The sequence below is a fragment of the Carnobacterium sp. ISL-102 genome (genome assembly GCF_018612935.1).
GTDB classification, from domain to species: domain Bacteria; phylum Bacillota; class Bacilli; order Lactobacillales; family Carnobacteriaceae; genus Carnobacterium_B; species Carnobacterium_B alterfunditum.
The window spans coordinates 12,529-34,108 of the sequence record NZ_JAGGRF010000035.1 but is presented as its reverse complement, the minus strand read 5'-3'; the positions used below and the strand labels follow the sequence as shown (position 1 = coordinate 34,108).

18 protein-coding genes are annotated in these 21,580 nt (G+C 35.7%); 15 read left to right on the top strand and 3 right to left on the bottom strand.

The annotated features are described in order from the left end of the window. Nucleotides 1-483: 483 nt before the first annotated feature. Nucleotides 484-987 carry an FUSC family protein gene (locus J7E16_RS09985; protein WP_214891345.1) on the bottom strand — a complete coding sequence of 168 codons (504 nt, stop codon included), beginning with the start codon at nt 985-987 and terminating at the stop codon, nt 484-486. A 160-nt stretch (nt 988-1,147) separates the two neighbouring features. Here J7E16_RS09985 and J7E16_RS09980 point away from each other — a divergent pair, with 160 nt between their 5' ends. The 13 genes from J7E16_RS09980 to J7E16_RS09920 all read left to right on the top strand — a co-directional run bounded on the left by J7E16_RS09980 (nt 1,148) and on the right by J7E16_RS09920 (nt 17,593). Further along, nucleotides 1,148-2,122, top strand: a complete 975-nt coding sequence (locus J7E16_RS09980) for an aromatic acid exporter family protein (RefSeq protein ID WP_214891343.1) — start codon at nt 1,148-1,150, stop codon at nt 2,120-2,122. Between the two features lie 211 nt (nt 2,123-2,333). Next, the gene (locus tag J7E16_RS09975) at nt 2,334-3,479 is read left to right on the top strand and encodes an ABC transporter substrate-binding protein (RefSeq protein ID WP_214891342.1); all 1,146 of its coding nucleotides are present in this window, start codon (nt 2,334-2,336) and stop codon (nt 3,477-3,479) included. Nucleotides 3,480-3,560: 81 nt separating this feature from the next. Continuing rightward, complete coding sequence (locus J7E16_RS09970; protein WP_034545685.1) at nt 3,561-4,439, top strand: branched-chain amino acid ABC transporter permease; 879 nt, start codon at nt 3,561-3,563, stop codon at nt 4,437-4,439. Between the two features lie 9 nt (nt 4,440-4,448). After that, nucleotides 4,449-5,423 carry a branched-chain amino acid ABC transporter permease gene (locus tag J7E16_RS09965; RefSeq protein WP_214891340.1) on the top strand — a complete coding sequence of 325 codons (975 nt, stop codon included), beginning with the start codon at nt 4,449-4,451 and terminating at the stop codon, nt 5,421-5,423. Next, complete coding sequence (locus J7E16_RS09960) at nt 5,420-6,193, top strand: ABC transporter ATP-binding protein (protein ID WP_214891338.1); 774 nt, start codon at nt 5,420-5,422, stop codon at nt 6,191-6,193. The genes J7E16_RS09965 and J7E16_RS09960 overlap by 4 nt, the downstream gene beginning before the upstream one ends. After that, nucleotides 6,190-6,900 carry an ABC transporter ATP-binding protein gene (locus J7E16_RS09955; RefSeq protein WP_214891349.1) on the top strand — a complete coding sequence of 237 codons (711 nt, stop codon included), beginning with the start codon at nt 6,190-6,192 and terminating at the stop codon, nt 6,898-6,900. The genes J7E16_RS09960 and J7E16_RS09955 overlap by 4 nt, the downstream gene beginning before the upstream one ends. A gap of 3 nt (nt 6,901-6,903) precedes the next feature. Further along, on the top strand, nt 6,904-7,557 hold the full coding sequence (locus J7E16_RS09950; protein WP_214891336.1) for a CBS and ACT domain-containing protein: 654 nt from the start codon (nt 6,904-6,906) through the stop codon (nt 7,555-7,557). Nucleotides 7,558-7,889: 332 nt separating this feature from the next. Then, nucleotides 7,890-9,968, top strand: coding sequence for a family 2 glycosyl transferase (locus tag J7E16_RS09945; RefSeq protein ID WP_214891334.1), 2,079 nt, complete (start codon nt 7,890-7,892; stop codon nt 9,966-9,968). A gap of 84 nt (nt 9,969-10,052) precedes the next feature. Next, nucleotides 10,053-11,873 carry an HD domain-containing phosphohydrolase gene (locus J7E16_RS09940; RefSeq protein ID WP_214891332.1) on the top strand — a complete coding sequence of 607 codons (1,821 nt, stop codon included), beginning with the start codon at nt 10,053-10,055 and terminating at the stop codon, nt 11,871-11,873. A gap of 46 nt (nt 11,874-11,919) precedes the next feature. Then, a complete protein-coding gene (locus J7E16_RS09935) occupies nt 11,920-12,960 on the top strand; it encodes a HEAT repeat domain-containing protein (protein WP_214891330.1) in 1,041 nt (346 codons plus the stop codon). Further along, the gene (locus J7E16_RS09930) at nt 12,957-14,366 is read left to right on the top strand and encodes a glycosyltransferase family 2 protein (protein WP_214891328.1); all 1,410 of its coding nucleotides are present in this window, start codon (nt 12,957-12,959) and stop codon (nt 14,364-14,366) included. Before J7E16_RS09935 ends, J7E16_RS09930 begins: the two co-directional genes overlap by 4 nt. A 575-nt stretch (nt 14,367-14,941) precedes the next feature. Next, complete coding sequence (locus J7E16_RS09925) at nt 14,942-15,919, top strand: DUF1002 domain-containing protein (protein WP_214891326.1); 978 nt, start codon at nt 14,942-14,944, stop codon at nt 15,917-15,919. A gap of 564 nt (nt 15,920-16,483) precedes the next feature. Further along, nucleotides 16,484-17,593, top strand: a complete 1,110-nt coding sequence (locus J7E16_RS09920; protein ID WP_214891324.1) for a GGDEF domain-containing protein — start codon at nt 16,484-16,486, stop codon at nt 17,591-17,593. Between the two features lie 327 nt (nt 17,594-17,920). On the opposite strand, the gene J7E16_RS09915 is transcribed toward J7E16_RS09920, so the two are convergent. Then, nucleotides 17,921-18,889 (bottom strand): Gfo/Idh/MocA family protein, encoded by a 969-nt coding sequence (locus J7E16_RS09915; RefSeq protein ID WP_214891322.1) that lies wholly within the window; start codon nt 18,887-18,889, stop codon nt 17,921-17,923. Nucleotides 18,890-19,096: 207 nt separating this feature from the next. Between J7E16_RS09915 and J7E16_RS09910 the strand changes: the two genes are divergently transcribed. Together J7E16_RS09910 and J7E16_RS09905 are read left to right on the top strand one after the other, a co-directional pair. Next, on the top strand, nt 19,097-19,633 hold the full coding sequence (locus tag J7E16_RS09910; RefSeq protein ID WP_214891347.1) for a hypothetical protein: 537 nt from the start codon (nt 19,097-19,099) through the stop codon (nt 19,631-19,633). 218 nt (nt 19,634-19,851) lie between these two features. Beyond that, a complete protein-coding gene (locus tag J7E16_RS09905) occupies nt 19,852-20,307 on the top strand; it encodes a VOC family protein (RefSeq protein ID WP_214891320.1) in 456 nt (151 codons plus the stop codon). A 141-nt stretch (nt 20,308-20,448) separates the two neighbouring features. On the opposite strand, the gene J7E16_RS09900 is transcribed toward J7E16_RS09905, so the two are convergent. Then, nucleotides 20,449-21,462 (bottom strand): PTS sugar transporter subunit IIC, encoded by a 1,014-nt coding sequence (locus tag J7E16_RS09900; RefSeq protein WP_214891318.1) that lies wholly within the window; start codon nt 21,460-21,462, stop codon nt 20,449-20,451. Between the last annotated feature and the right edge of the window lie 118 nt (nt 21,463-21,580).

The window sequence follows — 21,580 nt, the reverse complement described above, 5'->3', positions numbered from 1 at the left end:
TTTATTAGGAAAAAGAACTTCGTATCAAGTGTTGTAAATTTATTTTCGCATTCAAAGATGCATTCGGCTTATCTCAAAAGATAAGAAGTTCATCCAGTTTTCTGGTCAGGTTCGGCAAAACCCATTTTTCAGTCGGATTTTTTTTTCCTAATTAAATTATATAGTGAAACGGTTTTTCTGTCATGGCTTAGATTGCAAAGCAATCATATTATTTTCTGGAGGAATAGGGTTGCTTGTAGCCATGTAAAGTATTCAATGCGAATTACAGAGCGTTAGAGCTTCAGCGATTATGCTTTGTTTGAGGCTTGAAAGCCTGGAAGACTTCTTTTTAGGCTTCAAGGCGGTACCATGGCTCTCCACAAGCAAACCCGTCATTCCAAAAGAATTTTCTTTATCCACACCAAAAATTATACAGCCAAAATAAGCCTTCAGCTCTTTAAGTTAAGAGTTGAAAGCTTATTTTATTGATCAATCGATTTGCCATCAAGTTTGAAACTTATCAGATGGTTTTGGTCCACCAGGAATCAGGCGATTAACTGAAATAGCAATAAAAGTTCCTATAAAAGTATCCACAATTCTGGCAAAAGCATAAAGCACTGTTTCATCAGTCGGTATGCTAAAATAGATGATTAAAAAAGCAGCACTTGCTCCAATAATTCCATTATTATAATTAGTCAAGTCACAAAAAATAATGATCAGAATAACACCGATAGGAACACCAATCATTTCGACTAAAAAGAATTGACCCGAAAATTGTTGCAACAGCACCAACAGAGCAGCAAAAATAGCGCCAATAGAATTTCCAAAGATTCTTGTTTTCCCGAACTTTAAACTTTTCTGCCAATCTTCCCGCAAACCAAAGACAGCTGACAATGCAGCAATCATAGGAGGTTCTCTATCGAGAAAATGAAATAAAAGAAGACACAACCCAACAGCTAATCCTGTTTTGAGTGTGCGCATGCCGATACGATAATTACCAATAGTCATTTGTATCCATCACTTTCTATTAAGAAGCATTAGAGCATTCTGTTTTTAGTGCACATAGTGTCAATAATAAGGGAAAATAAATGTAATGCAAATAAAAATTTTTAGTTTTGCCAAAAGTAAGGTAATATTGAAGTAGGATCCATATCAAAGGGGTGTAAGAATGACCGTCTCTTTACGAGCAATAAAAATAGCTTTAGCAACAACTATTGCAATCTTGATAGCCCAAGCATTTCAATTGGAATACAGTGTATCAGCAGGAGTTGTGGCTATCCTAAGCGTACTAGATACCAAAAAGTCATCCGTTATAATCGCTTTACAACGAGTAGGGTCAACGATTTTAGCTTTGGGTGTGGCAACGATCCTGTTTCAACTAGTTGGATTTAATACGATCGTATTTGGAATTTATCTTCTGATCTATATTCCTTTAGCGTATAAATTAAATTTAGAGGTGGGAATAGCACCGTGTTCTGTGCTTGTTTCTCATTTATTATTAGAACAAAGTACTTCAATCACTTGGCTTGCAAATGAAATGTCATTGATGGTGATAGGTGTAGGAATGGCTATTTTATTTAATTTATATATGCCTTCAAAAGAGAATCAATTAATGCAACTAAGAGATGAGATTGAAGAAAAAATGAAACACGTTCTAATGAACTTTGCTGTTGTATTGGAAACAGGTTATCCAAATGATCAAGTAGAAATTTTTATAAAAGAGCTTTCTGTAAACTTGAAAACCGCAGAAAAGATGGCTTATTTAGAATTTAATAATCAATTACTAAGCCAAAATGATGATTATATGATTCAATATATTGATATGCGGCAACAGCAGGCAAAAATACTGGCAGAAATGTCGATCGATATAAGTGTATGTTCATTGCCAACAAAGCAAAATGATACATTAGCACGACTCTTTCAACAAACGGCAAATCAATTGCACGAAAGCAACCCCGCAGTAGACTTGATGAAAGATCTTGAGTCCATGTTAACTGATTTCAGAAATAGCGATCTGCCTAAAACACGAAGCGAGTTTGAAAATCGTGCGGCATTATTTGTGCTTTTAAATGATTTTTCGCGGTTCATTCAAATAAAAAAAGATTTCTATGAACAGCAAGAAATGGGTGAAACAACAATATAGCGAGAAAAAAGTGGGGATTTTCCTCGCTTTTTTTGTTTCCTCTAACCAATGAGTTTTTTATTTAAAAAATAAGGTAAATTACTATTGATTAAATATTCAGAATATTCTATACTAATCTTTAACAAATCATTTTTTCAGAGTATTTTAATAATTGACTAATCCGTATTAGAGTGATCAACTAACGCAAGAGCGTAAATTGGGGGAAAAGAAAATGAAAAAAAGATTGGTAATGGGAATAGCAGCTCTATCGTTAGCAGCTACAGCATGTGGCACTGGAAACGGGAGTAATGAAGATGAAATCAAAATAGGATCCATGTTTGAAAAAACTGGAGAAGTCTCAGCATACGGAACGGCTGAAGCAAATGCAGTGAATTTAGCCTTTAAAGAAATCAATGAGAGTGGCGGAATTCTGGACAAAAAAATTGATTTAATCGAATACGATACAAAATCAGACAATACTGAAGCGGCTAGTATCGCAACGAAATTAGCGACTCAAGATGAAGTACCCGTTATTGTAGGACCTGCAACGACAGGAGCGGTCAAAGCTTCTACGCCAGCTGTTACAAGAGCAGGCGTTACATTAGTTACTCCTTCTGGCACAGATGATAGTTTGACACTTGATGAAAGTGGCAAGGTTCAACCAAATATTTTCCGCACATCATTCCAAGATTCGTTTCAAGGAATTGCATTAGCCGAATTTGCTGCTAATGAATTAGGTGCTGAAAAAGCCGTGATAATTGGCGATAGTTCAAGTGATTACGCACTAGGCTTAACAGATGCATTTGAAGGAACGTTTGAGGGAGAGATCATAGCAGAGGAGAACTTCACTGCTGATGATACTGATTTCAGCGCTATCTTAACTCGTATAAAAGATCTTGATTTTGATTTTATTTTCTTGCCAGGTTACTACAACCAAGCAGGATTGATCATCAAACAAGCGCGTGAAATGGGGATCACCCAACCTATATTGGGTGCTGATGGTTTTGGAAACCAAGCATTACTTGAATTGGCTGGAGTAGATAATGTGGATGATGTTTATTACTCAGCTCATTACTCACCAAATAGTGAGGATGCCCAAGTGCAAGAATTTATTGCAGCTTATAAAGCCGAATATGATGTGGAACCAGATATGTTTGCAGCTCTTGCATATGATACAGCTTACCTTGTAGCTCAAGCAATCGAAGAAGCTGGTGAAGCAACACCAGAAGCGATAACAGCAGCACTTGAAGAAATCACTGAATTTGATGGCGTAACAGGGACATTCTCATTTGATGAAAATCATAATCCCGTAAAATCAACTTTAGTTATTGAATTGCAAGATGGTGTTGAGGCCGGTAATACAGAAGTTACTCCTTAATGAAAAATCAAACGAAAGGGTGCAAAGCGGGTTTTTGCTTAGCACCCTTTCATATTTAAAAATGGAAAGAGGTGCCATACTATGGAAGCATTTTTACAACAACTGATCAACGGACTCTCTTTAGGAAGTATCTATGCCTTGATAGCATTAGGATATACCATGGTATATGGCATTATTAAATTGATCAACTTTGCTCACGGCGATATTTATATGGTAGGGGCATTCGTTGGTTACACAGCTATCAACTCTCTTAAGCTAAGCTTCTTGCCGGCAATGATCCTATCCATGGTTTTCTGTGCTGTTTTGGGAGTTGCTATTGAACGAATTGCTTACAAGCCACTGCGCAATGCTACTCGTGTTGCCGCTTTGATCACAGCTATCGGAATGTCTTATTTATTGCAAAATGGCATGATCTACTTGGTAGGTTCAGAAACGAGAGCCTTTCCACAAGTGATTGAGAATAACATTTATGAATTTGCTGGATTACAAGTCAGTCAAACTCAAATTTTGATTTTTGGCACAACGATTATTTTGATGTTAGCATTGCAACTTATTGTTCAAAAAACGAAAATGGGAAAAGCTATGCGAGCTGTTAGTACTGATGCAGACGCGGCTCGCTTGATGGGGATCAATGTCGATAACGTGATTTCATTTACCTTTGCACTTGGCTCCTCATTAGCAGGCGCAGCAGGAGTTTTAGTCGGATTGTATTACAACTCGATTGAACCTATGATGGGATACGCTCCGGGATTGAAAGCCTTCATTGCGGCTGTATTAGGCGGAATTGGGATCATCCCAGGAGCTATGTTTGGGGGATTCACAATTGGGATCATCGAAACATTGGTCAGTGGATATGGCGGATCAATGATCAAAGATGCGGTCGTTTACTTGATTTTGATCATTATTCTTATCTTTAAACCATCAGGCTTGCTTGGTAAAAATGTAAAAGAGAAAGTGTAGGTGATAAGAATGAAACAATTCAATAAGAAAAATCTCGGTTGGCTCATTTTTATTGCAGCCGTTTATGCAATCATTCAAATAGGCACAATGACAGGTATAATCAATGCTTTCTATGAAATAACGTTGATGACCATTCTGATCAATGTGATCTTAGCAACTGGATTAAACTTGATCATTGGATTTTCAGGTCAATTTTCCTTAGGTCATGCAGGATTCATGGCTATTGGTGCCTATTGTACCGGCATTATCAGCATCAAATATCCTACTTTGGCGGGTCTGCTTGGAGGAATGCTTTTAGGGATCGCCATCGCCAGTCTGGTGGCTTTGTTAGTAGGGATCCCTACTTTACGATTAAAAGGGGATTATTTAGCAATTGCTACTTTAGGGGTAGCTGAGATCATTCGAATCGTGATTTTGAACATGAACAGTATTACAAACGGAGCTGCTGGATTAAGCGGGATCCCTTTTATCGCTAATTGGCAAATCACGTTTGCCTTTATCGTGATTTCCATGATCATTACTGTTAATTATATCAAAAGCAGTCCAGGACGAGCAACGATCTCCATTCGTGAAGATGAGATCGCAGCAGAGTCGATGGGGATCAATACGACAAAATATAAAATCATCGCTTTTGTTTTAGGAGCAGCTTCTGCAGCGACTGCAGGTGGATTGCACGCCTCTTATTTCAGTGTTATCCGTCCAGCTGACTTTACTTTTATGAAATCTGTTGATATTTTGATTATTGTCGTTTTTGGCGGATTAGGAAGTATGACTGGAAGTGTCGTTGCAGCGATCGTATTAGGTATTTTAAATGTTTATTTGCAGCCTTTTGGACAATTGAGAATGATCATCTATTCAATTGCACTGGTCGCAATCATGGTGTTTAGACCTTCTGGTTTATTGGGAACAAAAGAATTTACCATTTCTGGCTTATTAGACCGTAAAAATAAAAAAGCTTCGATGAAAGAGGGGGGAGCAGAATGAGTTTATTAGAAGTTAAACAGCTGACAAAAAACTTTGGTGGACTTTCAGCTGTCTCCATGGTAAATATGCAATTGGAAGATAATGAATTAGTCGGATTGATCGGCCCAAACGGTGCAGGAAAAACGACGCTATTCAATCTGTTAACAGGCGTTTATGAGCCTTCTGAAGGGAGTATCGATCTAGAAGTAGAGGGTAAAAAAACCTCTTTGATCAAACAAAAAACATATAATATTACAGCTATGGGCTTAGGAAGAACTTTTCAAAATATTCGATTGTTTAAAGATTTAACCGTATTAGAAAATGTTTTGATCGGCATGCATGAAAAAAATAAAGTCGGTACCGTGGCCAGTATTTTTAGGACGCCAGCATATTACGCAGCAGAAGAAAAAATGCGTCATGAAGCGCTCAAACTGTTAGCGCTGTTCAACTTAGAAAGCAAAGTAGAAGAGTTAGCAAAAAATTTACCCTACGGAGAACAAAGACGCCTAGAAATCGTTCGCGCATTGGCCACAAAACCTAAAATATTATTTTTAGATGAGCCAGCAGCAGGAATGAATCCGCAAGAAACAGCTAATCTGACTTCTTTGATCCGCCAGATCCAAAAAGAATTTAAAATCACAATTTTATTGATCGAACACGATATGTCTTTAGTCATGGATGTATGTGAACGCATTTACGTATTAGAATACGGCAGAATGATCGCTCACGGAACACCTATGGAAATCAAGAACAACGAAGCGGTCATCAAAGCATATTTAGGTGGTGAATAGACATGTTAAAAGTAAAAGATCTATCCGTTTATTACGGCGTTATCCAAGCTACTAAAGAAATCAACTTTGAAGTTAATGAAGGGGAGATTGTTTCACTGATTGGTGCCAATGGTGCGGGGAAGTCAACCGTTTTAAAGGCCATTTCTGGTTTGCATCGTCCAAAATCTGGCGAAATCATTTTCAAAGGTCAACCGATACAAAAAGAATCGACACGAAAGATCGTTCAGTTGGGTATTTCTCAAGTTCCAGAAGGACGGCATGTCTTTAAAGGAATGACTGTTATGGAGAATTTAGAAATGGGAGCGTTTCTTAGAAAAGATAAAAATGATATCCAAAAAGATTTGAAGATGGTATTTGACCGTTTTCCAGTTTTGGGAGAACGGAAAAAACAAGATACAGCAACCTTATCTGGTGGGGAGCAACAAATGGTCGCTATGGGACGAGCACTGATGTCCAGACCGAAACTACTATTGTTAGATGAACCTTCAATGGGATTAGCACCGCTATTTATCAAAGAAATTTTTAACATCATTCAAATGATCAATAAACAAGGAACGACCGTATTATTGATTGAACAAAATGCAAAAGTAGCTCTAGAAGTGGCCCATCGTGGGTATGTTCTGGAAACCGGAAAAGTCGTTCAAACCGATACAGGCAAAGAATTGCTGGCAAGTGACGAAGTTCAAAAAGCTTATTTGGGAGGTTAAGAGATGGATGTAAAAAGTTATATGACGTCAAATGTTGTGACCGTTTCAGAAGACACAAAAATTTTAGAAGCACTGGATATCATGAAAGAAAATGATTTTCATCGTTTGCCAGTAGTAAGAGATGGACGAATGGTCGGATTAGTTACACAAGAGATCATCCAAGAAAATTCTCCATCAACCGCGACAAGTTTGAGTATCCATGAAATGAATTATTTGCTGACCAAAACTAAAGTTGGCGATATCATGCATAAAAAAGTTGTTACGATCCAGGCAGATGACCTGTTAGAAGAAGCTGCGTCTCGGATGCGCGACCAAAAAGTAGGCGTTTTGCCTGTGGTAGAAGACCAAAATAAAATTGTAGGGATCATCACCGATAAGGATATTTTTAGCGCCTTTATCGATATTATGGGATATAACAATAAAGGGAGCCGTATTGTGATCGATATTCCAGAAGACCAGCCAGGGATCCTTGAAGATATCACTAATATTTTAGCCGAAGCTCAGATTAGTATTAATCAAATCGCGGTCTACCGAAAAGATGATTTTACGGAAGTGATCATTCAAATGGATAGTCCAGATACAAAGACGATAAAAGAGATTTTAACGACAAGCGGTTATACTGTTAGTTCAGCAATCTATAAAGCAGGAAAAAGATAAAAAATCAGCCTACACCAAAGAAGATCAGTATTGATTTTCTTTGGTGCAGGCTGATTTAATATCGTTACAAAAAGGATAAACTCTTGATCTAAGATCAAGAGTTAAAAAAAAATTAGAAACCGCTATCCTTAAAGACTAGGTTCGGTTATAGTAATTAATATAGTCGGATTTTTAATACATAGAAAGATAATCGAAATCGGTAAATTGAAAATAAGAAATCACTGTTAAGTTTGCCGGTACACTGACTAAAAGGGGATGGGGAAATGAGAAAAAAAGGGATGATCATTGGAATAGCAATTAGTTTACTAGTCATCGGAGGGGGCCTTTTTTTTATGAATCAAACTGAAGAAACAGTTTATGAATCTGAAAACGATCTTTCATATGTAGCAAAAGTTGAAGGGAAAGAATTCTATATTTATAAAGATGGTGAATGGACTACTACATTTTTAGCAGGTGTGAATATGGGAGCTGCAAAGCCAGGCACTTTTCCAGGCGAACTAGCTATTACAAAAGATGAATATTTGCGTTGGTTTAAACAAATCAAAGAGATGAATGCAGATGTTATTCGGGTATATACTATCTTAAAACCGGATTTTTATGATGCCCTGTATGAATTTAACCTGAAAAATGATGATCCGTTATACTTAATGCACGGTGTATATTTGAATGAAGAGGGAATTGCTGAGTTGAGCGATGCCTATGCGGAAGATGAAAAAATAAAAAAAGACTTCATAAAAGATACCATAGATTTAGTAGATGTACTGCACGGTCAAGCAAACTTACCCGAAAAAGCCGGTTTCGCGTACGGGAAATACACAAAGGATATTTCTCAGTATGTTATAGGCTGGATATTAGGTGTTGAGTGGGATCCTCATTTTGTCAACCAAACAAATGAAGCGAACCCGGAAATGACTGCGTTTGAAGGGGACTACTTGTATACAGAGGGAGCTTCGCCGTTTGAGGTATTCTTAGCGGAAGTAGGGGAGGCTACTTTATCCTATGAGGCTCAAGAGTATCAAACTATGCGCCCACTGAGCTATACCAACTGGCTAACGACAGATATGCTAGATCATCCAAATGAACCGGATGAGACCGAGGATATGGCAGTTGTAAACACAGAACATATAAAAGGCACAGATCAATTAGAAACGGGATTATTTGCTTCTTATCACGTCTATCCTTATTATCCAGAATTTCTGAACCATCAGCCTGAGTATGCTGAAGTGAAAAACGAAGACGGCAGTGTCAATACTTACAAAGCTTATTTAAGAGATCTAATCAAAGAACATACTGTGCCAGTTATGGTGGCTGAATTTGGAATACCGGCTTCTAGGGGGAAAGCTCATGAAAGTTTGTACTCGGGGTTTAACCAAGGGGGCATTGAGGAGACCGAACAAGGCGAAATGTTGATCGATATGATGCAGGATATACACGACGAAGGTTATTTAGGAGGACTCGTGTTTACGTGGCAAGATGAATGGTTTAAACGAACTTGGAACACATTAGATTTTGATTTGTCTGACCGCCGACCATACTGGTCTAATCCTCAGACCAATGAGCAACATTTTGGGTTACTGGCTTTTGATCCTGGGGAAGAAAAAAGTGTAGTCTATGTTGATGGAAATGATACTGAGTGGAGTGAAAAAGACCAGTTGTCAAAAAATGAAGAAAATACGCTCTCAGTAAAATCAGATGAAAAATACCTTTATGTGAAATTAGAAGCGAAAGATTTTGATTTTGAAAAAGATCAATTAGTTATTGCTATTGATGTAAAAGATGATCAAGGAAATAGTCAAACAGCTGATGGTTCATTAATTTTTTCTCGACCAACTGATTTTCTAGTAAAAATAAACGGAGCGACCGGATCCTCCATTATGGTAGATGCGTATTATGATTCTTATTATTACCAATATGCAGAAAAATTAGAAGCAATCGAGAAACAATCAGTTTACACGGAAAAAAATTCAGGGTTGTTTAACCCAATGAATCATGCTTTGTCAGCAGAATTAACATTGCCTCAAACAAATGAAGTCATCCCTTTTTCAAAGTATGAAACAGGAGCTTTAGTATTAGGAGATGGGAATCCGGAACATGAAGAGTACAATTCATTGACTGATTTTGCAGTGAAAGACGGTATTGTTGAAATGGCTTTACCATGGCAGTTATTGAATGTAATGGATCCGTCAACGAAACAAATTATGGGGGATCTGTATCAAAATGACGGTATTGAAGCAGTTAGTGTAGAAAATATTTACCTAGGGGCTGCTTTAGTGAAAAAAGGATCCACAAATCCTAATAAAATACTATTAGAACCTTATTCATGGGAACCATGGGAACTACCAACGTACCACGAACGATTGAAACCATCCTATTACTTATTAAAAGAAGCTTTTTTAGAATATGATAACTAAAATCAAAAAAAAAATTGTCAAAGAGTGATGGGATCTTTGACGATACCTTTGCAAAAGAGTCGAGTGAAGTATAAGGAGAGAAGAATGATGAAACCATCTTTTTATGCAGAAATAATTCAAGCAAGTCCAAATCCATTTGTTTGCTTTGAACTGATTAGGGATAGCAATAACAAGGTTATAGATGGAATCTATAAAGATTTAAATCCTGCTTACGAATGTTTGGTAGGGATGAACAAAGATACATTACTCGGAAAGAAAGTATCAGAAATTTCCGAATCAATAAATTTAAAAACATTACAGTTGTTAAAAGCAAGTGAAAAAGCAAAAAAAAATGATAAAGCAGACTACTATTTTGAATCAAAAAAACAGTTTTACCGAATTCAAATTTTTTCGCTTGAGAAGGAATATACGGCTATATCCTATACAGAATCAACAACTGAAGTATTACAAAAACATGTTGCACAAGAAGATTTAAAACAAACTGAAAATCAATTGAGTTTGATATTAAATTCAACAGAAGAAGCAATTTGTGGAATCGATTTGAATGGGAGATGTACTTTTTTGAACCTCAATTGTATGAAATTATTGGGGATAAAAGAAGAGTCAGAAATGGTAGGACAACCAATTTTTAATCATTTAATTAAGGATTCGTTGTCAACAGAAGAAACGACCGTTAAGCAAGACATCCTAAATAAATTGATTGGAAAACAGCCGTGTCAATCAAATGAGATTTATTTTATACGAATGGACGGAACTCTCTATCCAGTGGAATATTTTGTCAAACCAAAAACGAGTAATGGAACCTTACTTGGAGGAATATTAACTTTTGCCGATATGACAAAAAGAAAAGCAGAACAAGCAGAAATCAATCACTTGATGTTCCATGATCCTTTAACAGATTCGTTCAATCACATCAAATTTGAGAAATTAAAAGTTGCTTGTGACAATGAAAAGAGCTTACCACTGTCTATCATTATGGGAGATGTCAATGGATTAAGAAGAATCAATCAGCACTATGGACATTACGAAGGAGATCAGCTCTTAAAAGCAATTACAACTATTTTAAGAGAAAGTATCCCCAAAACTGGATATATTGCTCGTTACGGAGAAGACGAATTCAGTATTTTATTGCCCAATACTGACAGCTCACAAGTCTCTTGGTACATTGAAAAAATTCAAGATGCGATCAGGGAGTACAATGACCAAATTAGTAAAGACCAAGCAGCGATCAATCTTGCATTAGGGTCTGAAACAAAGTGCACGATGGATTATGATATCCAAAAAATGATCAACAAGGCTCAAGATTATATGGATAAGCAAAAGATGCTCAACCGCGATAGCATGCGTAATATTCTTTTAACTTCTATCAAAACAACGTTATTAGCACGAAGTAAGTTTACTGAGGAACATGCAGAAAGACTGGTGAATTTGTCAAAAAGTGTTGGAAAAAAGATGAAATTATCACCTTGTCAAATGGATGAGTTAGCTTTATTGGCAGAGCTGCATGATGTAGGTAAGATTGGGATCGATGATGCCATTTTAAATAAACCAGGCAAATTGACGGATGCAGAAATGGACGAAATGAAAAAGCATTCGTTTATTGGCTATCAGATCATTAAGTCTATTCAAGGTTTAGCTGATATTGCGTTGCCTATTTTGCACCATCATGAGCGCTCAGATGGAAAGGGATACCCAGATGGATTAACGAGATATGATATTCCTTTATTATCTCGTATTATTTCAGTGGTAGATTCTTATGATGCGATGACACAAGATCGACCATATCGTAAAGCTATGACTCAAGAAGAAGCTATTGTTGAAATCAAAAAAAATTCAGGGACACAATTTGATCCTGAAGTTGTTGGGTTTTTTTTAGAAAGTATAGCAGAATTTTTAAAGGAATAAGTTTTTATGACAGTTGTACCAAACCTCAGAAGACAGGAGAGATACAATGAACTATTTATTACTTGATGTTGCTTTGTTAGTAGTTATCAGTTTATTTATTACGAATTTAGGTATTGTTATTTTTACAATCATCATTAATCAAAAGTATCGATTAAGTGAAAAAAGTTATCAAAAGGCATGTAAGCAGATCCAACCAATCATAGAAGAAAAAATCAATGATCCGAGTCAGCTTGTCGAAAGATTAAATTTTTTTAAAACTAAAAAAGAACGAAAAGTTGTATTCGATACACTTATGAAATGTGCCCAAATGCCTGAAACAGCTGAAAATAGTCTATGGGTACTAAAGCAGCTAGGTTTTTATGATGAATTGATTGCAGATGCTTCGAAAAAGTTAACTTTACAGCATATTCAATTTTTTAGTCAACTACGCTTCCATAAAGCGTTTCCTCTATTAATTAAGGGAACAACAAGTAAAAATTTCGAAATCAAGTACAATTCTTTTTATGCTATTTCATCCTTACCTTTATCAGAAAAGGAATTACCAATTTATATTGAAGCCTTGTTAGAGTCATCTATTATGAGTGATCGCATTATCGATATGTTGAATCATCTCCATATGGATGTTGAAAAAAGCCTTCATTTTTTACGTGAAGCTACACTAGACAAAAATAAAATCATCTTATTATTAGTTTTAAGAAATCGTTTAAAAAAAGAGGACCCTTCATTGGTAAACCAACTTTTACCTTACTTAGAAGAATCAAGAGAAGTTCGGATAGCTACTATTCGTGCACTGGCTACAAGTGAAAATGACTTTTACTTTTCTTTTTTTCAAGAACTATATAAAAAAGAAATCGATTGGCAAGTGCGGGCAGTACTAGCAAAAGAGCTTCCGCTTTTAAACGCACCTAGTGAACAAGAATTACTAATGGACATGCTAAAGGATGAAAATTGGTGGGTACGCTATAATGCTATAAACCATTTAAAAAAACGTTATCCAGATAATGTCATGCTTGATCAGAAATATGAGACATTTGAAACTGCTGATCAACATACACAATTAAAAATGAAAGGAAGTGTGACCGAATGATGCTAGTAGAAAACTTTATTTACTATTTTAGTATGTTTATTTTAGGGTATGCTATTTTAGTCACAGCCCTGTACCTTATCCTTATCCTTGTTTCTTGGAAACGATTAAGAGAATTTATTGAAATCATCCAAACAAATATTACAAGTGTCAGTCATTATACTAAACCCATTTCTATTATTGTACCGGCTTATAATGAAGAACAAACAATTGTGGAAAGTGTCCGTTCTTTTTTGCAGTTAGATTACCCAGAATTTGAAGTGATCGTCGTTAATGATGGATCAACAGATGAGACAATGGCTAAACTGATTCAATTTTTTGATTTATATCCTGTAGAATTAGATAGTGATATAAAAATCGAAACAAACCTTATCAAACAAGCATATAAATCTCATGAAAATCCAGATTTGATTTTATTAGATAAAGAAAATGGTGGTAAAGCAGACGCATTGAACGCCGGCATAAATGTCTCAGTTTATCCTTTATTTTGTGCAATCGATGCTGATTGTATCATTGAAAAAGATGCCTTGCTAAGAATTGTATCACCGTTTCTTAAATATGAAGAAACGATTGCAGTAGGCGGGATGGTTCGAATCGCAAATGGCAGTACTATAAAAAATGGGGAAATTGTTCAAACCAAAGTTCCTAAGAAAATGATTGAACGGTTTCAAGTTATTGAATATTTTCGAGCTTTCTTAACGAGTCGTGTTGGTTGGCAGCGATTCAATGCACTGATGATTATTTCAGGAGCATTTGGCCTATTTAAAAAATCCGCTGTATTAGAAGTTGGCGGATTTAAGCGTACGATTGGGGAAGATATGGAACTTGTTCTAAGATTACATGAAAAATTCCGTCAAAACGATGAACCTTATCGCATTGATTTTGCTTCAGATGCCGTTTGCTGGACACAAGCACCTGACAGCTATAAAGATTTGAAAGGGCAACGGATAAGGTGGCATAGAGGATTATTTGATTCTTTAAACAGACATCAAAAAATGATAGGTAATCCTAAATATGGGTCTGTTGGTTTAGCTTCAATGCCCTATTTCTTTCTAGTAGAATTGCTTGGACCCGTAATTGAAATGATAGGATATATTGTAATGGGATTAGCTATTTATTTAAACATCCTCTCTTCTTACGTAGGGCTTATCTTTTTGCTAACCTGTTTGATGGGCATTTTATTTTCTTATTCAGCTATTCTATTTGAAGAAATTTCTTATAAACGTTACAGCAATTTGAAAGATATTTTATTGCTGTTCTTGGTTAGTATTTTAGAGCAGTTCTATTACCGTCCTTTAACCGTATGGTGGCGAGTTAAAGCATTCTTTAATTATCGTAAAGGCAGTAAACAATGGGGAACAATTGAGCGAAAAAAGTTTGATCCAAAACCGAAAAGCAATGAAACATAAAATGAAATCGACTACCATGTTGATTCTGAAAAAACGATTAGAATTGGTTCTCATTTGATGTGAAATCAAGTGATTGATATCGTTTACTTTAAATGAATTATAAAAAGTTTCAAAAAAATAATTAAATAAAATAAAAATCAAAATAGGTGTTGAGATGCTATCAAAAAGCTATCTATCAATAATTTTTCTTGAGAATAGTTTTTTTCTAAAGATTATCCATACAACTTTTCAGGGTTTGTTAAGAAAACATTAAAGTTTGTTTGGACAACGTTAGAAATGTTTGTTATTCTAAAGATACATAGTAAAGATACATAGTAATTTTGTTGAGCAAACAACCCGACAATTTTTTGAATAGCAATTATTAATTTAAACCATTTGGTGTACTTCATAAGATTGCTTTGGAGCGGTAATGCTAGCACATAATTTATTGTGAATGATTCAGGATGAATTTATCCTGAGTCATTTTTTTGTAAGTAGGTGTTGAAAAGCTTAGTTGTTTCTTAATAAGAATTGGGTATACTGATAATAAGAATGAGCAATATAGGTGAAAAAAACGTGTAATGGAGGATTTGAAAATGGATCAATTAAAAAAAATGAGTTTAACAGCTTTAACCGCAATGAGTTTGTTAGGAGCTACTTTAGTTGCCTGGCCACAATCAGCTGATGCGACAACTGATGGAATCGATACAACCGTTGTCGATGAAAAATGGGGGAAACCTACTTTTATCTATGGCGGTGGGTTATCTGAAAGTCAAATAACGGAAACAGAAGCGTTAATGAAAATCACGAATCCTGAAAATGTAGCTATTGATAGTGTTTCAGGGCAAGATTTGATTGATTATTTAGGTGATGGCTCTGGAAATACTGCTAGCATGATCTCATCCGTATTGGTACAGAAACAAGATGCTGGCGAAGGTGTCGATGTAGAAATCGTTACTCCAGAGAATATCAGTCAAATCACACAAGACCAATATGCAAATGCAGCTATTACTGCAGGGGTCAATGACGTAAAAATCGAAGTAGCAAGTGTCAGCAAGGTTACCGGAGAGAGTGCTTTAACTGGAATTTATAAAGCTTTCGATGTTAACGGAGAAGAATTAGACCAAGAACGTATGGCAGTAGCACAAGATGAATTAGAAACAACAAATGAAATCGCACAAGAAAACGTGAAAGATGAAGCATTTGATACAGCTAAATTTGACCAAGCGATCATTGATATCAAACAAAGCTTAGCTGATTTAAAAGAGCAGCAAGGTGAATTGGCCACAAAAGAAGATGTTCAACGAATCATTAATGAAGCGTTAGAAAAAAACAATTTACAAGATACCGTTACACAAGATCAAATCGATCGCTTGATGGCCTTATTTGAAAAATATCAACAAACAAGTGCAATCGATTCAGCCCAAGTAAAAGAACAACTAAGCAACTTGTCTAACACTGTTCAAGATAAATTTGGTGATGCCTTACAGCAAGCTGAAGATAGTGGTTTATTAGATAAAATCAGCAACTTCTTTAGTCAAATTTGGGTTGCTATAAAAGGATTGTTTGAGTAATAAATAAAAAAATCAAAAGGTTATCGAAAAAAGCTCACTTCCATGGATAAAAATGGTAAGTGAGCTTTTTTTGCTTCACTTCCTTATGAAACCCATTTTGACGTATAAGTGACAACCAGTTTGATGTGCCACTTATTCGTGAAGAGTCGTTTCACGTTAGAGTGATAACAATTGGTCAGTCAAGTTCTTCGTATAAAGCTGTTTCACGAAGAACTGAAACTAAAAAATGCTTGATATTCTTTTAAAGTACGCTCTAGCGTAACTATTTGGCTAGGAAAGAGAGCGGTTGGGCTATAACTAACTGAGAATAAGAAAAAGGGTCTGTTTATCAGAAAGCTGATGAACAGACTCATTTTTTTGTTGTTTAAAGTTATCTGAAAAATTAATAGGATAACTTTTATTAAATTAGTCATTTAAACCATTAAGGTGTTCAAGCAAATATGTATACTTTTCTACATTTTGTCGAATTAATCATTACAGTTAAATAACTGTAGTATAATCAGGATGAATATAAGGTGTTATTTTGTAAAGAGGAAATAAAAGAACTGATGGGAGAGAATCGATATGTTATCGTTTTATGATGGTTTTTTTCTAAATCTATGCGTTTTGATCGCAGCATTGTTTGTGTATAAAGAACTCGTGAAAAAGAGTTCTTTCGAAATACAAACTGTAAGTACAGCAATTATAAGTGGTTTATTAGGTGGCCTTCTAGCTGCTGTTTTAATGCGCTTTAATATTGAAACCAGCACGAATTCCATGATTGATCTTCGAATTATTCCCTTCATGTTAGTTATTCTTTATGGAAATTGGTTATCAACTTCTATCACGGCTACTTTAATTATTCTTATTCGGTTTATGATGGGTGTAAGCACTTATTCATTTTATAATATTATTTTTATCCTTGCTTCATGGGTAATATTCTGTTTTTGTTTTAAAAAAATTAAAAATCGGTGGGTTTCCATTATAGTTATGCTTACTTTGAGTAATATTGTTTATACGGTATTGAACATTATTCTTTCAGCAGGAAAAGATCTTAATATACTTTTAATATCAACCTACTGGATCATTTGTATTTTAGGAGGACTCATCGCTGTTTATATGATGGATTACTTGAATGAGACGGAGATTATATTTAAAAGAAACAATAAGTATGCCTTTACCGATCCATTGACGGGCTTAAATAATGTTCGTAGTTTTGACTTGGCGTTTAATAAAGCAAAAAGTAAACTTGAAAAATCGAATGAGAGTATTTCTATCATGATCTTAGATATTGATCATTTTAAACAAGTAAATGATACTTATGGCCACTTAGAAGGCGATCAAGTATTGAAAAAATTAGCAGCAATTTTAAAAATGAGTCAAGATCCTAAGGATATTATTTCTAGAAATGGTGGAGAAGAATTTTCGGTGTTGCTTAATGATTGTAACCATAAAGAAGCATATGAAAAAGCAGATGCCTTAAGAAAAGTAGTAGAAAATTCTTTTTTTGCTGTAAAGAATGGAACCATAACGATTCATGTTACAATTTCTATAGGTATTACAACTTATAATGATACGACAATAGAAATCGACCAACTTTATAACCATGCTGACCAAGCTCTTTATGCAGCGAAAAAAAGTGGCAGAAATAAAGTTTGTTCTTATTCACAAGCTGTTGATCCAGTCTCTAATTAAAAAAGGGCTGGGATAAAATCTAGCTAAAAATATACCACGAATCAAACAAGTTATCTATTATAAAGAATTAAAAGAAATAGAATCGAACAAGCTTTTATCACTTGAAGGATTCAGAATTTTTGCAAAACGAAAAATTGACATAGGTTTGGCTTTTAGGGCTAATAGCTTCAAAAAATATAGAAAAAAAAGTGATTTAGCCTAAAGAATTTACTTAACTAGTTAAAATAACTAAAAAACGTCAATTGCATTTTGCAATCAACGTTTTTTTAGTTATTAGTAAGTTTTGTTTCAGCAGTTGTAGCTTATTTATCAGATTAAAATAATGCATTATTCAGAAGCGTAATGAAGATCCCATTTAGTTCTTAGCGTGTCCATCATTTCCATTACGTCATGCGTAAGAGCAAGCGAAGGATCTGGACGATTCGATAAAATCAAGTTTGTGATATCAGCTATTTCGTAATTCATAGCTTGTTTTGTATCACCAGCTTCAATCGTTTCAACTGAGCCATCCGGGTGTGTTAAAGTAGCTTTTTCTGCACGCGGGAAATCATTAACTGTGAAAAAACCATTTTCAAAGGCCACGATTCCTAATTTGGGCATCTTAGCTCTAAAAGTAAGCGAAATAGCAGCTAACTCATCGTGATCATTTTTCAGTATGATCCCTGATTGCTCATCCACACCGGTTTCGTAAAAATTCATGGTCGTATGGATCTCATGCGGTTGGCTGGTCAAGAAAAAACGAGTAAAAGATAGAGCATAAATGCCGATATCAAGTAATGCCCCGCCAGCAAGACTCTTGTTAAAGAAACGGTTAGTTGGATCTTCTTCTTTTAAACTTCCGAAAGAGACTTGGATCATTTTTAGTTTACCGAGAGAACCTTCTTGAGCAATCTCTTTCAACTTATGATAAAGCGGCATATGGTAAATGACCATTGCTTCAGCTAAAACTAGCTTTTTTTCTTCAGCTAGTTTCATTGCTTGAGTTAATTGCTTATTATTCATTGTGATTGCTTTTTCTGATAAGACATGTTTGCCAGCCGTTAAACTTTTTAAAATCAACTTAGCGTGATGGCTATGCGGTGTAGCAATGTAAACTACATCAATAGATGGGTCTGCTAGTAATGCATCGTATGAACCATAAGATTTTTTAATTCCATATTTTTCAGCAAATGCAGCTGCTTTTTCACCGTTTCGTGAACCCGCAGCATAGAGGACTGCATTTTCGACATTAAATGTTTCTGCAAATTCATTTGCAATTTGACCTAAACCTAAAATTCCCCAATTTAACTTTTTCATAGAAAGCCTCCCAAAATTTAGTTATCCGTTATCAAATATATTCTACCATTGAAAAACACTAGATGGAAAGAGGAAGGCAACAAAAGCTTTATGTTTCAAAAAAACGGATAAAAGTAAGGGCATACAATTTGAAAGTTAACGTAATAGGTGTAAAATAAAGGTAGCACTTATCTGATAGTATTAATAATTAGAAGGGGAATGATGAACATGCATGACGCATTAGTAGAAATTGTTTTAAGAGCTATAAAAGAACAATATGTTAGCGAAAAAGCTTTTTACACCTCACAATTAGGTATCACACCACAAAGTTGGGATCGCTGGAAAAAAGGCAACCAAGGACTGAAACCTGAAAATATGGAAAAGATTTCTCGGTTGTTTACTGAATACGAATGGATGCTGGTCCAAAAAGTTTGCCGAAACGCTACCTTTTTTCCAGAAGTTAAAGCTAATCCCGTTAACGAATATTTAGCTATCAAATTTCATGTAGCACAAAAATGGGTGAACAGCGGTACAGCCGAACTAGAATTTAAAAAAGAAACCGAAGAGCAAATAATAGAGCATCACCGCAAACAGAATACAACAATTCTTATCATTGAGAACGGTTATGATTTCTGGAGCTACAAGGACGTCATTGAATTGCGTTTACCTGGAATCATCCAGCAACAAATAAAAACCGACAAACCCAATTTATTGGAATGGTTCAACAAAAATATTCAGGATGCGGAGTTCGACGTTAAGGCTTGATAGAAAAACAAAGAATCTCGCAGAGGATGTTCCATCCTTGAAGAGATTCTATTTTTTCAGAGAGCCTGTCGAACGCAACACAAGGATGCGGAGCTTCACATTTAGACACGCAGCTCAATCTTAGAGATTCGCTAATTTTTAGAGCGTTTTCTTTTGGTCATAGTAATGAAATACTCTATCCTTAAGGTGAAAAATAGATAAAGAAAGAGGGGCTTCATATGTTGATTGATTCTTACCCGTACTTGACATTTAATGGTAAAGCAGAAGAGGCGTTAAATTTTTACGCAACTGTTCTCAAAGCAGATATTTTAGATAGCAGCAAATTCAAGGATATGCCACCGCACCCAGATAATCCCGTTCTGTCTGATGAAGTACAAAATATGCTAATGAATGCAACCTTGCAGCTTACAAATGGAAGCTATTTGATGTTTTCCGATAACCCGTTCGAAGGTGGACAGGGTTATAAGCAAGGCAACAACGTATCTGTCACTTTAGTTTACGAAACAGCGGAGGAAACGCGTGAAGTTTTTGACCAATTAAAAGTAAATGGTAAAATAGTGATGCCGCTCGAGGAGACATTCTGGAGTCCATTATACGGAAATGTCATTGATCAGTTTGGGATTGAATGGCAAATTTCGACCTTTGTACCTGGTATGATGGACAAAGCTGAATAAACCAATTGAAGAAAAAAGCAATCTTGACACAGGATCTATTTCAGTTTCTTAGTTCTATTCCTAATTCTTTGTTTAAGACACCGTAATTTATGGAACTAAAAAAGAGTTGCCAGGATTTATCCCTGGCAACTCTTTTTTAGTTTAGATAGTAATTTTTAATTCGTTGGGTTTTAGCAGATTTGATTTGAGCAAGAAAGGCTTGAATATGATACTCAATAAACCTGGTAAGAAAACCACCACAAAAAGGTATGAAAAGGTAGCAGCCATTCCTTGAGAAGAGGCGATCCCGAAAACAGCAACTAAAGCACATAAACCCATGCCTGCAATTTCAGCGGAGGCTTCTAAATTAAAAAATAGAACCCCGACAGGAGCTAAGATCGTTCCCAAAAGCAATGGAAATAAAGCCACTTTAGGATGTTTAATAATATTGCCAGTTTGCAGTTTTGGAGTAATGATCAATTGACCTAAAAATGTTCCAGCATCATTATCCTTCAAACTGAGAAAGGCAAAAACCGTAAACTGAACGCTGCATCCAATTAGAGCAGCTGCTCCGGCAGCACCGTCTAATTGTAAAGCTAGAGCAACAGCGGCTGATGAAGCCGGTGATAAAATCAGCATACCGAAAACCAATCCTAAAACCATTGAGGATAAAAGAGGGAAACCAGCTACCGAAGAAGTGATCAATGATGAGACTGAGTTTAGCATGAAGGCTATCGGTGAGGACAAAGCGTAGCCGGCTGATCCGCTGATCAATATGCTGACAAAAGGTACCAAAATCATATTGAACCGTGTTTTATTGAACAAAAAGGTGCCGACAATGATCGCTATGGCAATAGCCACTAGAGCTCCAACAGGTTCACCGCTTTTTAAAGACAGCACACCATCTGCAAAAATGTATGCGCGGCCGCCGATCACTCCTGCTACCGAGGCACTTAACATAGTTAAAATATCTGTTTTCAAATAATAACTGATCCCAATCCCCAATCCAGGAATCAATAATGTTTTCGTAACAGCACCAATAGTGACAAGTGTTGTAAGGCCTAATAGTTCTCCAATACTTTGAATCAACAGTCCAATACCTAAAGTTACTACAACTGCTGCAGCAATACCCTGGGATGCTTTGTAAAGTTGATCTGTGAACGTTTCTTTTTTCATGAGTGAACCTCCAAAAGATTTCCTGTTAACCTTATTCTATATTAATGTTATTATAAAGGAGTGAACTCAAAAGTACACTATCTTAAGCATAAAGATGCTTATAAGGGATCTATAATCT

Excerpts from the sequence above, each read along its gene's own strand:
- J7E16_RS09915 (WP_214891322.1), bottom strand. The coding sequence starts at position 18,889 with ATGAAAAAGTTAAATTGGGGAATTTTAGGTTTAGGTCAAATTGCAAAT.
- J7E16_RS09960 (WP_214891338.1), top strand. The coding sequence starts at position 5,420 with ATGAGTTTATTAGAAGTTAAACAGCTGACAAAAAACTTTGGTGGACTT.
- J7E16_RS09965 (WP_214891340.1), top strand. The coding sequence starts at position 4,449 with ATGAAACAATTCAATAAGAAAAATCTCGGTTGGCTCATTTTTATTGCA.
- J7E16_RS09920 (WP_214891324.1), top strand. The coding sequence starts at position 16,484 with ATGTTATCGTTTTATGATGGTTTTTTTCTAAATCTATGCGTTTTGATC.
- J7E16_RS09935 (WP_214891330.1), top strand. The coding sequence starts at position 11,920 with ATGAACTATTTATTACTTGATGTTGCTTTGTTAGTAGTTATCAGTTTA.
- J7E16_RS09970 (WP_034545685.1), top strand. The coding sequence starts at position 3,561 with ATGGAAGCATTTTTACAACAACTGATCAACGGACTCTCTTTAGGAAGT.
- J7E16_RS09985 (WP_214891345.1), bottom strand. The coding sequence starts at position 987 with ATGACTATTGGTAATTATCGTATCGGCATGCGCACACTCAAAACAGGA.
- J7E16_RS09900 (WP_214891318.1), bottom strand. The coding sequence starts at position 21,462 with ATGAAAAAAGAAACGTTCACAGATCAACTTTACAAAGCATCCCAGGGT.
- J7E16_RS09910 (WP_214891347.1), top strand. The coding sequence starts at position 19,097 with ATGCATGACGCATTAGTAGAAATTGTTTTAAGAGCTATAAAAGAACAA.
- J7E16_RS09905 (WP_214891320.1), top strand. The coding sequence starts at position 19,852 with ATGTTGATTGATTCTTACCCGTACTTGACATTTAATGGTAAAGCAGAA.
- J7E16_RS09950 (WP_214891336.1), top strand. The coding sequence starts at position 6,904 with ATGGATGTAAAAAGTTATATGACGTCAAATGTTGTGACCGTTTCAGAA.
- J7E16_RS09945 (WP_214891334.1), top strand. The coding sequence starts at position 7,890 with ATGAATCAAACTGAAGAAACAGTTTATGAATCTGAAAACGATCTTTCA.
- J7E16_RS09975 (WP_214891342.1), top strand. The coding sequence starts at position 2,334 with ATGAAAAAAAGATTGGTAATGGGAATAGCAGCTCTATCGTTAGCAGCT.
- J7E16_RS09930 (WP_214891328.1), top strand. The coding sequence starts at position 12,957 with ATGATGCTAGTAGAAAACTTTATTTACTATTTTAGTATGTTTATTTTA.
- J7E16_RS09925 (WP_214891326.1), top strand. The coding sequence starts at position 14,942 with ATGGATCAATTAAAAAAAATGAGTTTAACAGCTTTAACCGCAATGAGT.
- J7E16_RS09940 (WP_214891332.1), top strand. The coding sequence starts at position 10,053 with ATGATGAAACCATCTTTTTATGCAGAAATAATTCAAGCAAGTCCAAAT.
- J7E16_RS09980 (WP_214891343.1), top strand. The coding sequence starts at position 1,148 with ATGACCGTCTCTTTACGAGCAATAAAAATAGCTTTAGCAACAACTATT.